Origin of the sequence: Spiroplasma endosymbiont of Atherix ibis (genome assembly GCF_964020005.1) — a bacterium.
GTDB lineage: Bacteria > Bacillota_I > Bacilli_A > Mycoplasmatales > Mycoplasmataceae > Spiroplasma_A.
Genome location: NZ_OZ026474.1, coordinates 742,088 through 756,186, shown reverse-complemented (window position 1 = coordinate 756,186; position 14,099 = coordinate 742,088). Strand labels below are relative to the sequence as shown.

Below are 14,099 nucleotides of genomic sequence, written 5' to 3'. Positions count from 1 at the left end.
TTGAATTATAAATTTTTAAAGCAAAAAGGACAAAATGATTGTGCTGTTGCAGTAAGTTCAATGTTAATAAACTATTATCATAATAAAGATTTTGGAATAGAAGAGATTAAGTTTGAAAATTCTTTAAATGATGAGATGTTAAGTTTATATGATATTGAAAATTTATTAAACAAATATAAAATTGAGTTTATATCTTATACATGTAATTTTAATGAATTATTAGAAATAGATGTTTCAAATCCAATAGTTTTAAATTTTTTAAATGAGAATAATTTAGATCATTTTATAATTATTTATAAAAAACGAAAAAATGAGTTTTTAATAGCAGATCCTAATTCAAATGATTTAAAATGAATAACTTTTGATGAAATTAAAAAAATATATCAAGGATATTTATCAACAACAAAAGTATTTGATAAAATAAATTTTAAAAATAAAAGTTTATTTAATTGATTTACTTTTTTAAAAAAGTTTAAGTTAGAAATATTATTATTGTTTATTGTTTCAATATTACTTAATATTTTAATTTTAATTAGTAATAATTTTATAAAAATATATATGGATAATATAAGTTTAAAAAATAATAAAACTATGCAATTAATTTTTTTAACTTTTATTTTAACTTTTATAGTTCAAATAATAACTTCTTATTTTATTAATAAAATAATCTTTAAAATAAAAAATAAAGTAACTAAAAATATATTTTATTTTTATAAATCTAAGCTTATAAATCTTAATATTGAAAAATTTAATTCTTTTTCTAAAGAAGAATGAATAAAAAAATTATCTTATATAAATTCTATGTCTGATTTTATAAGTCAATGTACAATATCTTTACCATTGGGGTTAACTCTTTTTGTAATGTCATCTTTATTTTTACTTTTAATATCTCCATTTATTCTAACGTTAGTTTTAATACAAAATTTAATTTGTGTTTTTTTATCACTTGGTTTTTTTTATTTTATGAAGTAACTGAAATTAAGAAAAGAGAGAAAAATAATTGAGTTTTATCTTGGATATAGACAATTATTAGATGGATTTGAAGAAATAAAATATAAAAATATAGAGTTAGAAATTAAATCTCAAAATTTTAAAAACTATTTATCTACTATTAAAGAAACAAAAAATATCTTTAATTTAGACAATAAAGCTCAGGTATTATTTTACTTAACTAATAAGTTATTTTTTTATTTAATATTTTATATATCAATAATATATATAAATCAAGAAAAATATTCTTTATCTGATTTACTTTTTTATACATCAGTTAGTTCATATATAAATATTTTTTTTAATAACGTTGAAAGTTTTATTTTAAATATACAAGAAACTTTAATTGCAGATAAGTCCTTAAATTTTATTTTTAAATCTGATGATAAGAATATAGAATATAAAAAAATAAATAAAATAGAGAGTGTAACTGCTAAAAACTTATACAAATATAAAAGTGATTCTTGTTTACTAAAAGATTTCAATTTTGAATTTAATAAAAATACTTTTATTCATGGAAAGAGTGGTAGTGGCAAAACTACTTTATTAAAACTTTTATCTGGACATTATGAAAAATATGAAGGAGAATTAGTTGTTAATGAAGATACAAATTTTAAAAATTTAGATAAAAACTCATTTTTAAGTAAATCAATATATTTAGGTCAATATGATTATTTATTTAATGGATCTGTGTGACAAAATATTCAACAATTTAAAAATAAAGTGGATTTTCAGATTTTAGAAGATTTTCATTTAATTGAGATTTTAGAAAGAAATAATATAGATTTAGCAAAAAAAATTTATGAAAATGGTTATAACTTAATCAAAGGTCAAAGACAAATTATTAATTTTATAGCTTTATTTTTTACAAATAAAGACTTATATCTTATTGATGAACCTTTAAGTAATGTTGATAAACATACTGATTATTATTTATTTAAAACTTTTATGGAATATAAAAAAAATAGTTTAATTGTAATGTGCGATCATGATTTAGCTTATTCTAACTTTTTTTAAAAAATAGTGGAGGTAATTTAGTGAAAAAAGAATTAAAAATGCTTTATTTTCTTCTAATATTTCTTTTACTATTCTTATTAACTTTAATTTTACTTAAGAAACAACAAACTTTTTTTGGATCTGTTTATATACAAGAATATATTGATGAACAAGGAAGTATAAAGAAAGATTTGTATCTGTTAAGTTCTAAAAAATTGAATATAAGTTTAATTGATTATATAATTTTAGAAACAAATCAAGGAAATATGTTTGTTAGTTCTTCAAAACTTGAATATAGTAATTCTTTAATAAAGATTAATATAAGCAATATTGGAAGTATTAAGTATCCCTCAAATAATGTTTTGATATATGGTGAGAAAATATCTTTATTGTCTTATTTATTATCAAACATTTTCTAAAATTAAATAGGAGATTAAAAAATGAATGATTTATTAGAATTTAATTATGAAACAAAAAAATCTTTGAAAGAGTATGAAAATTTATTTAGAAATCTTTTAGTTTCTGCTAAAAAAATATTGCATATAAATAAAAATTTAAGTTTATCTGTAAATTATATTAATGAGATTAAGTCAAAAGAAATAAATAAGCAATATAGAGAAAAAGAATATGTTGGAGATGTAATTTCTTTTCCAATTAATGATGAATTTGGCATTTATGAACAATTAGATTTTAAAGAAGTTGGAGATATTTTTATTACTTTTAGCGAAGCACAAAATAAAGCAAAAAAATATAATCATACAATTATAGAGGAAATGGCTTGATTGTTTGTGCATGGCTTACTTCATATATTAGGTTTTGATCATGAAACTAATGAGCAAGAGGCAAAGGAAATGTTCAAATTAACAGATGATATTTTGGAAAGTGAAAATATTAAATATATTATGTCTTTTTAATATCATTTTTTTTTTTTTTTTAGTATTATCTATATAATTAACGTTTTAAATTAATTGTAAAAATAAAATAAATAAAAGGTAGTGAAAAACATGAAAATTTTAATAATGCTTTGAACATTTTTAAATCCATTTTCTTATGCTGCTTCAACATATGAAGTTATAAAAGAGAATTCAATAAATAATTTAGATTTAAATACAAATAATCAAATAAATAAAAATAAATCAATAGATTATAAAAGTTTAATTGAACCAAATCAAAAAAATGCCTACTATGGTCGTATTTTAAAATATTATTATGCAAATAGTATAGAAGTAAATAATGAAGATATTACTACAATAGAAAGCAATTTAGATATAGGTGAATTATTTGGAATAGGTTGATTATTTGGGAAAAGGGGAACTAATTCAAAATTTTATAAGCAATTAATTATTCAAAATATGTTAGCATCAACAATTATGCCAAGTATTTATGGAGCTTCTAGTGATCAAGAATTTTTTGCAGAAAGTTTTAGTAAATGATTAAATACAGATGATGATATAAAAAATAAAAGTTGAGAAGTTACAAATAATTTTTATATAAACATATTACCTAAAATTATATCAGTTGGTGGAAGATTTGATGATATATATCAAGAAAATCAAACTATTTTTGATAAAACAATTGAAATAGTTAATTCTTATTTAAATTCATCTGCAAAAGTAAAATATGATGCAACTTTAGGTAAAAATGAATCTAATGCTTTAAATTTACAATATAGTCCATCAATTATATGAAATAATTCTCATGAAAACGCTTTATCAAATATTATTGAACAAGTTGAAAAAGAATTTCAAAGAAAAATTATTTTATCTAATAAACCAAAAATTACACAAATAGTTTCTGCGTGAATGTATGATTCATATACACCAGCTAGTAAAGAATCAATAAATTCATTTAATAATTTCAACAATAAACATTATAATTCATTTGAAGAATTAGATACTAAATTACAAAATTCATCTAAAGATATAAATAATTATAGTACTGTTTGATTTTCACATATTTATGAAAATCTTGAACAGAATTATTTATCAAAAACTCCAAATATAGGAATTAACAATGAAAAATGAACAAAAAAACAAACGCTACAGTTAAAAGAAACTACTTTAAAAATGTATAATGCACTTTTTAATTTAATTAAAAATGAAGAATGAATTAATAAACTCTTATTAGCTTTAATAATTACTCCTGATTTTCCATTAAAATTGGAAAAAAAAGGTGTTATGGGTTATACATCTACTTTACCGCAAATTAAGGGTAATGGTATTTTTGGCAGATTTATAAGTATTAGATATTCATATATTGTAATTACAGGTCCTAGTTTAACTTATAAAAAGTTTAATAACCAATATAAAACTGGATTTTGAAGTAGTCCAAATAAATACAGTGTTTTAATACACGAAATGGGTCATGTTGTTGATCATTTTGGAAGCAAAAATAGTGAAAATAGATTAACTAATTATTCAAAAGCAATAAATTATAAAAATCTTTATGAAGGTGAATTCTTTGGTGAATATACTCCAAGTTCATTATGAATAAACAAATCATTGTGAATTATAGTTGGTTCAGTTGCAGCAACAATAGGGACTATAACAATTTTTTATCTAGTTATAACAAAAATTAGAGTAAAAAAATCTAAAAAATAGTTTAAAATGCCTTTTAAAGGGCATTTTTTATATATTGCAAATTAAAAGTTAATTAAAGTATAATAAAAGAGCAGAATAAAAGGTGTAAAAATATGGCAAAAAAAAATGATATTAAAAAGAAAACAAAAGTTGGTACAAGAGTAAAAAATAAATTTGCAAATGCAGCAAGAGGTATTTTTACTGCATTTAAGGAGGAATCAACTTTAATTGTTTATTTAATAGTTGTTATTTTTGCAATCGGTCTAGGTATTTGAATTAAACTTTCTACTATCGAATGATCAATAGTAATACTTACAATAGGGGTATTAACAGGATTTGAATTTGTAAATACTTCTATTGAAAATTTTGTAGATTTGTTAAGTTTTGAATATAATATTCAAGCGAAAAAAATTAAAGATATTTGTGCAGCAGCAAGTATTATAAATGCTTTATTGTCTGTTGTTATTGGTTTTTTAATTTATTTGCCAAAACTAATAGAAACTATTAGTAATTTATTTAATTAGTGAGGAATGAAAATATGAGTTTAAGTAAAGATAAAGTTTATAGTGATTTAAAAGAACTTAGAAAAAATGCATATGCACCTTATTCAAATTTTAGAGTTTCTTGTGTAATTTATTTAAAAAATGGTAATGAAATAAAGGGTGTTAATGTAGAAAATGCAGCTTATAATCCTACAATATGTGCTGAAAGATCAGCTTTAACTCAAATGATAGCACAAGGTTATAATAAAAATGATGTAGAAATTATAGCTCTATACACTGATTCAGAAGGGTTTGGTTCTCCATGTGGAACTTGTCGACAAACACTTTTTGAATTACTTTTGGAAAATCAAGAAATTTGAGTTTATAATAAAAATAATTTTATTAATTCATTTAAAGTAATAGATTTTTTACCATATGCTTTTACAAGCAAAAATATAAAATAATAAGGAAAAAATTATTTATTTTATAGAACTAATAAAATTTGAATCAATATTTATTAATTAGATAAAAGTTTGAAATATTGTAAGAGAAATCATTTTAAAAATAAATAATACTTAAATCAATTAAAAAAATTATATTTAAGATAACTAGGTTTTTACCTAGTTTTTTTATATAATTTTATAGACTAAAAAGGAGAACTAAAATGATAAGATTAGATACAATCGTAACAGACGTATTAGCAGCAGTTGGTCTAGCTATTATAATTTTATCTCCTTTAATTTTTTGTGATATTCAAAGAAAAGTTTTAAAACAAAGACTTCATACTAGAGTTGATGGAGAAAAGTTGTTTGAAAAATTAAAATATGATTTAAAACTTTCTCAAGTCTCAGGTATTTCTAAAACAAGATTATATAAAGATGTTGATTATGCAAAAACAATTTTTAGAGGGGCAATGGATTATAATTCTAGAGAAGTTGTATGATATTTTAATGAATTATTTGCAAAAAGACATATCAATTCAACAATTAGAAAAAAAGCATGATTACAAACATGAATTTGAATTATGACAATTTTAGTTATTGGAGGAGGATCTTATTTAGATATATTAAATTGACTTTTTGATATGAAAAAAATGCAATCAAGTAGTGGAATAGTTTCTATTTGAGTTTTATTCTTTTTTGCAAATGTAATTTCAACTCTAATAAAATATTTCGAGTTTAATAAAGTAAAAACTGTAATTAATGATCAAGTTAGACAAATTAATTTAACTAAAAAAGAAAAAGTTCGGAAAGATTATAAAATAGTTTATTGAATATCTTGTGCTGCTCCTGTTGTAGGATTTATATTGATAGTAATTAATATATTTTTCAAATAATAATAATTTAAAAAAGGTGGTGATAATATGAAAAAAACAAATTATTTAATAAGAGGAAAAATTGGTGAGTTTTTTACAAGAGCTTTTTTAAAATCTAAACAAGTAAAAATGGTTTCTGAAGGAGATTATCTTGCAAGACTAAGATGTTGTTGTAAAGTAGTATATAGCATGCCAATTCAAATTATCTGAATTGCTTTATTCTTTTATGCAAGAATTGTAGTTCAAAAATATATGAATAATTCAGCAAATGGAATAAAATTAGAAGATTTATGATTATATAAAGATCAAATAAATGTTTTAAATACATTTATGTTTATTCAAATTTATCATTTATTTATAATGTCAGCAGTTTTAATTGTTATGTTAAATATGACGATGGGTAAAGGAACCACTTTTTTTACAACAATATTTAATATTCTCTATATTTCAGAAGGATTACTTTATGGAAGTTTTTTATTTGTATTAGATTGAGTGGGAATCCTTCATAAATTTCAAGATATTTCACAATTGCTTGAAATTCTTAAAACACAATGACTTTGAATATTTGCTATTTTTATAGCGTTATTTTCATATGTTCCACTAAAATCAATTTTTAAAGATATAAATATGTGAAACAGAGAATGAATTAGAATTCAAAGATATCGAAAAACAGAAGATAGAGAAAATGGTTTTATTTTTAAAACATGAGTTACTCCTGGAGAAATTAAAGCAAGAATATTAATGATTAGTGCTGGATGATTTTTAATTGTTTCTGCTAGTGTATTTCATTTAATGGATGTTTTTGCATCAACCAATTTTAATACTATTAAATATATAATACTTATTTCTGGATACATTATCTTTTTAACTTCTTATGTAATACCTTACAATACAATAAGTTTAATTTTTTATTGAATATATCAATTTTTATTATTTGCATTTGTAATATATGCACTTTATATGGTACAAAATGTAGCGTGACTTTCATTTATGTGATATCATTATTTAAATTTAATATTGCTTATTCCTTGAATGCTTTCATTAAGCTCATCAATAAGATATACTTGAACCATAAAGGACAAAGAAGAAATAAAAGCTGTTGCTTTAAATATGTTTGAAACTGAAGATGATTTTGAAGAATTTATAGATGAAAAAGAAGTAGAACAAAAAGTTAAAGAATCAGAAAATATAATTTAGGAGAGAAGAAATTGCAAAAAATTAAATCAGGATTTATCAGTATTATTGGAAGACCAAATGTGGGTAAATCAACACTTTTAAACACTTTATTAGAAAAAAAAGTATCAATTGTTACAGATAAAGCACAAACAACAAGAAATAGAATAAATGGTATATTAACACAAAGTGATGCTCAATATATTTTTGTTGATACACCTGGAGTTCATAAAGCACAACATGAATTAGGAAGATTTATGAATAAAGTAGCACTATCTTCTACAAAAGGAGTAGATTTAATTTTATTTTTAGCTCCTGCTGATGAATTTATTGGAGATAATGACAAATATATTTTAAATGCTCTAAAAGAACGTGATGTTCCTATATTTTTAGTAATAACAAAAAGTGATTTAGTAAAAAAAGATAGACTAGAAACTAAAATTAAAGAATGAAAACTACAAGATTTTCAATTTAAAAAAATATTAACTATTTCTTCTACAATGGGAAATAATTTAAATGAGCTTTTAATTGAAATTAAAAATGCTTTACCTGAAATAGGTATTAAATTTTATCCTGATGATACTTTTACAGATCAACCTGAACGTTTTTTAATAAGAGAAATTATTCGTGAAGAAATATTGTTACAAACTGAACAAGAGATTCCTCATTCAGTTGCTATTTTAATTGATAAATTTGAAGAAAAAAAAGATATTATTAAAGTAATTGCTTCAATAATATGTGAAAGACAAAGCCAAAAAGGAATTATTATTGGAAATAAGGGGTCTAAAATTAAATCAATAGGAATTAATTCAAGAGAAAAATTAGAAAATTTATTTGATAAAAAATTTTATTTAGAATTATTTGTTAAAACAAAAGAAAAATGAAGACAGTCAGCTTCACTAATTAAACAGTTAGGTTATGATAAAGATAGTTATTAGGTGAAATAAATGGGGGCAATAAAAATAAATGCTGTAGTTATTGAATCAAATTATTATGATGACTTTGCAAAAATTGTTAAAGTATTTAGTAAACAATTTGGAAAACTATCTTTTATTGCTCCAGGTTTAAATAAATCAACATCTAAAAATAGATATTCTATTCAAACTTTTAGTTTAAGTGATTTTGAAATTTTTAAAGCAAGAAAAGAAGAAAAAATAAGTAAATTAAAAACAGGAATTTTAAAAAAAGATTATTTTAAAATAGCTCAAAATTATAATAATTATGTTTATTGCTCAATTATATTTAAAATTTTAGATCAAATAGAACAAATTAGTCATAAAAACTACAAGATTTTTAAGATGCTTATTTTTTCTTTAGAGAATATAAATAATAATAAAAATTCTTTTATAAATTATTTATTTTTTATAACTTATTTAATACAAGAATCTATTCAACCTTTAAGAATTAAAAGCTGTGTAAGATGTAAAAAATCACCATTTCCTATAGTAAGATTTGAATATAGTGAATATGGTTTTATTTGCACTAATTGTTTATTACCAGATGAAAAAAAGCAACCAGATTCATTTATTAAATTATTGGCAAATATTAATAAAAAAACAATTTATTTTAATGTTGAGCAGAAATATTATTATACTGATTTAATAGTGTTGCACAATATTGTTGTTAATTATTATGAAAACGTTTTGGGTATTTATATGGGACCAATAAAAATGCTAAAAGATACTGTAGCTTTAAATGTTAATGAAATAGAATCAAATAAATATAAATAACACTCATATTTTATTGACAATAACTAATATATATTAGAAAATTCATAAGTATCTCGATATATGCAAACTAGAAGTTTGCTTTTTTTATTGTTAGGAGAAAACTATGAAAATAGAAATAGATAAATTAATTTCCCATTTAAAATCACAAGGATTTGTATTTCAAGGTTCAGAAATCTATGGAGGACTTGCTAATTCATGAGATTATGGTCCATTGGGTGCAGAAGTTAAAAATAAGTTAAAAAAACTATGATGAGATTTTTTTGTAAGAAGAAATGAGTACAATATAGGTTTGGATTCATCAATTATATTAAATCCAAAAGTTTGAGAAGCTTCAGGTCATTTAGGTAATTTTAATGATCCATTAATAGATTGTAAAAAATGTAAATCACGTTTTAGAGCAGACAAATTAATTGAAGAAAAATTTACAGAAATGAATGTTGGGGGATGAACAAATCAAGAAATTGAAGAGTTTATTAGAGAAAAAAAAGTTAATTGTCCAAAATGTGAAGCTAATGATTTTACAAATATTAGACAATTTACATTAATGTTTAAAACTAATCAAGGAGTTATTGAAGATGCTTCTTCAACTGTGTATTTAAGACCTGAAACAGCTCAAGGAATTTTTATACAGTATAAAAATTCACAAAGAGCTTTAAGAAAAAAACTTCCTTTTGGAATAGGACAAATTGGTAAATCATTTAGAAATGAAATTACTCCAGGGAATTTTATTTTTAGAACAAGAGAGTTTGAACAAATGGAATTGGAATTCTTTTTCTCTCCAAATGATTCAAATGATTGATTTGAATATTGATTAGAAAAAGTAAAATTTTTCTTAGAAAAAATAGTTCAAATTAATAAAAAAAATTTTTCAATAAGAGAACATGATAAGCAAGAACTTTCTCATTATTCTAAAAGAACTGTAGATATTGAATTTGATTTTCCATTTGGAAGAGGAGAATTATGAGGTATAGCTCATAGAAGTGATTTTGATTTAAATCAGCATCAAAAGTATTCTGGTCAAGATTTAACTTACTTAGATCCAGAAACAAATAAAAAATATTTAGCCAATGTTATTGAACCAAGTGTTGGACTTGAAAGATTATTATTAGCAATTTTTTGTCAAAGTTATGTTGAGGAAAAAATTGAAAATGGAGAAAGAATTGTAATGAAATTACCTTATAAACTTGCTCCTTATTTAGTTGCAATTATGCCTTTACAAAAACAACAAAATGAAAAAGCTAATCAACTTTATAAAGAACTTTTAGTTGATTTTGATGCAACTTTTGATGAAACAGGTAATATTGGAAAACGTTATAGACGACAAGATGCAATAGGTACTCCATTTTGTATAACAATTGATTTTGACACACTAACAGATAATTGTGTAACTATAAGAAATAGAGATACAATGAGTCAAGAGAGAATTGAAATTACAAAAATTAAAAAATATTTGGTAGAAAAATTAATTTAAGTAAGGAGGGATAATTTGTCAATCTCACAACAGCAAATTGATTTAGTTTTAAATAAAGCCAATATTGTTGATGTTATTGGCAAATATATTGATCTTCAAAAGAAAGGAAGAAATTATGTTTCTATTTGTCCTTTCCATGATGATTCAGATCCTTCACTAAATGTATCTCCAGATAAAAAAATATTTAAATGTTTTGTCTGTGGAACAGGTGGAAATCTTATTACATTTGTTCAAGAATTTAACAATATAACATTTTTTAAAGCATTATCATTAATTGCAAAAGATTTCAAAATTAAAATTGAAGGTTTAAAGGATTTTGATGATAAGCCTAAATATAATTCAAAAGAAAGTATTTTATTTGATATTAATAAAGCAGCATCAGAATTTTTTAATGGTTTATTAATTTCTTCTTTATCAGCTAAAGCAAGAAATTACTTAAAAGAAAGAAAAATAACTAATGCAGAAATTAAGAAATTTAAAATTGGTTTTTGTCCTAATAAAGTAAAAATTTATGATTATTTAATTAAACTTGATTTTTCTCAAGAAAATATCTTTGAATCAGGAGTAGTTTATAAAAATGGAATTGATTATAATTGTGCTTTTGAAAATAGATTAATATTTCCAATTACAGATGAAGATGGAAATATAATTGGATTTTCTGGAAGAGTGATCGATTCAAATGAAAGTCCAAAATATAAAAATAGTAGTGAAAACTTAATTTTTAAAAAATCACAATTAGCTTATAATTTTGATTGTGCAAAAAAAGAAGCTAGAATAAAAAATGAAATTATTATTTTAGAAGGTTTTATGGACGTAATAAGTTTGGAATCTATTGATATAAAAAATACTGTAGCTATTATGGGAACAAGTTTAAGTGATTATCATATAAGACTTTTTTCAAGAGTTGCTAAGCGATACAAATTATTCTTGGATGGAGATAAAGCAGGAGTTAATGCTGCTTTAAAAATATCTCAATTTCTACTTGAAAAAAAAATAGATGTAACTGTAATTGAAAACAATACAGGAAAGGATCCTGATGAACTTGTTAAATTAGGAGAAAAGAATTTAATCAATCAAATGATTGAAAATTCTATTCATCCAGCAAATTTTGCAACAAGATATTTTTCAAAAGATCTTGATACAAAAAATTCAATTAAAGTTAGTGAATTCATTGATAAAGTTGTTTCAATTTTAAAATTTGAATCCAACGAAAGTATAATAGATTCTACAATACTAAATTTATCTGAAATCACTAAACTTGAAAAAAATATAATTAGAAATATTTTTAATCAAGAAAAAGAAAAAATAAAACCTTCATCATTTAAATTAGATAAACCTAATTTAAATGAACATTATAAAAATAATTTTATTAATAATGAAGATTATATAAATAGAATGATGAACAGTTATGTTGAAGAAGAAACTTCTAACTTTGAAATTCCAGAGTATGCATATGATACAATTAAAAAAGAAAAAATTGAAGAAACTAAATATAAAAATATTAATAGTAAAAGTTCAAAAAATTTTGCTGAAGCAGCTTTAATTTGAAATTTATTGGAAAATGATTCTTTAAAAGAAGAATTATTAAAAAAAATTAATATTATTGAATCTGTAGGGGTCAAAAAAATACTAAAATTTATAATTAATCATTATAAAGAAAATAAGTATTTTGGTCATAATTGAGAACAAATAGCAAATGACTTAAAAGAATTTGGCCCTAAATATTGTGAATATATATATGAAATTAAAAATAGGCATTTTTCTTCAATGCAAAAAACTTTATCAAAAAAAGGTGTAGAGGATTGTTTTGATGCAATAGAACTTTACAATATTGAAGATGAAATAAAAACTTATAATGAAAAAATAAATTTAACAAAAGATCCAGAACTTAAAATTCAATTTGCAGAACATATAGAGCAGTTATTAAAAGATAGAAACAAAATTTATGAAAAAAGGAGAAAAATATAATGGCACTAAATTTAAAAAAATTTGAAACAATAGAAGATTTTAAAGAATATCTTTGAAATTATTTAGATAAAAATGACAATGAAATAGCTCAAGAAGAAATTCAAGAAGTTATTTTTAAAAAATTTCAAGATATTGATGAAGATGAAGTAAGTTTACTTTTTGATGAACTTGCTAAAAGAGATGTAGTTTTTACAGATGATTTTATCGATGAAGATGATGATGAAGATGAGATAGATGAAGAAATAGATGATGATGCTGATGAACTTGAAGGAGAATTTAGAAAAAGAGATAAAGAAAGAAAAGATCTAAAAAAAGCAAATGAAAATAATACACCTGTTAAATATAGAGTGGGTGGAATTAGTAATGAAACTAAAATTCAAGATATTATTAAATCATATTTTAATCAAATAGGTTCTTCAAAAATTTTAACTAAAGATGAAGAAGTTGAATATGCAAAAATGCTAGAAGATTTAGATCCAGAAATAGCAAAAGAAGGAAGAGATAAATTAATTACTTCTAATTTAAAACTTGTTATTTCAGTTGCTAGAAAACATTTAAATAGAGGTTTAGATTTTGCTGATTTAATTGAAGAAGGAAATATTGGTTTAATGAAAGCTGTTGATAAATTCGACTATAAAAAGGGATTTAAATTTTCAACTTATGCAACATGATGAATTCGTCAAGCTATAACTAGAGCTATTGCCGATCAAGCAAGAACAATTCGTATTCCAGTTCATATGGTTGAAACTATCAATAAACTTACAAGAATCGAAAGACAACTTACTCAGGAATTAGGAAGAGAACCTACATCAAAAGAAATTGCAAAAACTTTTGGAAAAGGAATCACTTCACAAAAAGTTATTGAAATTAAGAAATTATCTATTGAACCAGTTAGTTTGGAAAAACCATTTGGTGATGAAGATGATACACATTTTGGAGATTTTGTTGAAGATAAAGATATTTCTTCTCCAGATGAGTACGCAGAAAAAGAAGCTTTAAGAGAAGTTATTGATCAAGTATTTAATGATATTTTAGCTCCAAGAGAAGAAAAAGTTGTAAGAATGAGATTTGGCATATTGCCAACTAAACTAAGAACTTTAGTTAGACTTGCAGAAGATTGTGAAGATGAAAACTGTGAACAATTAAAACAAGTAATTGCAGATTTAGATATTCACTATGACACATCAATTGAAAAAATTCAAAAATACAACAATCCTGTTATTCAATTTCATCTTGCAAAATATGATTCTCCAAAAACTTTAGAAGAAGTAGGTAAAGAATTAAAAGTTACAAGAGAAAGAATTAGACAAATTGAAGCAAAAACAATTAGAAAATTTAAACCATCTGCATCAAATCCTAAAGCAAAAGCTTTAAAAGATTTCTTTAAAGGATAAA

General features: G+C 22.3%; 12 protein-coding genes and 1 pseudogene. All 13 read left to right on the top strand.

Annotation, left to right across the window (positions count from 1 at the left end; all coding sequences use genetic code 4):
• Positions 1-2,007 (top strand): annotated as a pseudogene (locus AACK92_RS05830) (cysteine peptidase family C39 domain-containing protein).
• 20 nt (positions 2,008-2,027) lie between these two features.
• Entirely contained in the window at positions 2,028-2,405 is a 378-nt protein-coding gene (locus AACK92_RS04105; RefSeq protein WP_339020407.1) for a hypothetical protein, read from the top strand.
• A 21-nt stretch (positions 2,406-2,426) separates the two neighbouring features.
• Complete coding sequence (ybeY, locus tag AACK92_RS04100; RefSeq protein ID WP_339020406.1) at positions 2,427-2,900, top strand: rRNA maturation RNase YbeY; 474 nt, start codon at positions 2,427-2,429, stop codon at positions 2,898-2,900.
• 90 nt (positions 2,901-2,990) lie between these two features.
• Positions 2,991-4,586 carry a hypothetical protein gene (locus tag AACK92_RS04095; RefSeq protein WP_339020405.1) on the top strand — a complete coding sequence of 532 codons (1,596 nt, stop codon included), beginning with the start codon at positions 2,991-2,993 and terminating at the stop codon, positions 4,584-4,586.
• A gap of 92 nt (positions 4,587-4,678) precedes the next feature.
• Entirely contained in the window at positions 4,679-5,089 is a 411-nt protein-coding gene (locus AACK92_RS04090) for a diacylglycerol kinase family protein (protein WP_339020404.1), read from the top strand.
• Positions 5,090-5,103: 14 nt separating this feature from the next.
• Complete coding sequence (cdd, locus tag AACK92_RS04085) at positions 5,104-5,511, top strand: cytidine deaminase (protein WP_339020403.1); 408 nt, start codon at positions 5,104-5,106, stop codon at positions 5,509-5,511.
• A 200-nt stretch (positions 5,512-5,711) separates the two neighbouring features.
• Positions 5,712-6,383, top strand: a complete 672-nt coding sequence (locus AACK92_RS04080) for a hypothetical protein (RefSeq protein ID WP_339020402.1) — start codon at positions 5,712-5,714, stop codon at positions 6,381-6,383.
• A 27-nt stretch (positions 6,384-6,410) separates the two neighbouring features.
• Complete coding sequence (locus AACK92_RS04075) at positions 6,411-7,559, top strand: hypothetical protein (RefSeq protein WP_339020401.1); 1,149 nt, start codon at positions 6,411-6,413, stop codon at positions 7,557-7,559.
• Between the two features lie 11 nt (positions 7,560-7,570).
• Entirely contained in the window at positions 7,571-8,473 is a 903-nt protein-coding gene (era, locus tag AACK92_RS04070; RefSeq protein ID WP_339020400.1) for a GTPase Era, read from the top strand.
• Positions 8,474-8,482: 9 nt separating this feature from the next.
• Complete coding sequence (gene recO / locus AACK92_RS04065; protein WP_339020399.1) at positions 8,483-9,265, top strand: DNA repair protein RecO; 783 nt, start codon at positions 8,483-8,485, stop codon at positions 9,263-9,265.
• A gap of 103 nt (positions 9,266-9,368) precedes the next feature.
• Entirely contained in the window at positions 9,369-10,736 is a 1,368-nt protein-coding gene (locus tag AACK92_RS04060; RefSeq protein ID WP_339020398.1) for a glycine--tRNA ligase, read from the top strand.
• A gap of 15 nt (positions 10,737-10,751) precedes the next feature.
• Complete coding sequence (gene dnaG / locus AACK92_RS04055) at positions 10,752-12,704, top strand: DNA primase (protein ID WP_339020397.1); 1,953 nt, start codon at positions 10,752-10,754, stop codon at positions 12,702-12,704.
• Entirely contained in the window at positions 12,704-14,098 is a 1,395-nt protein-coding gene (locus AACK92_RS04050) for a sigma-70 family RNA polymerase sigma factor (RefSeq protein ID WP_339020395.1), read from the top strand. Before dnaG ends, AACK92_RS04050 begins: the two co-directional genes overlap by 1 nt.
• Position 14,099: the final 1 nt, after the last annotated feature.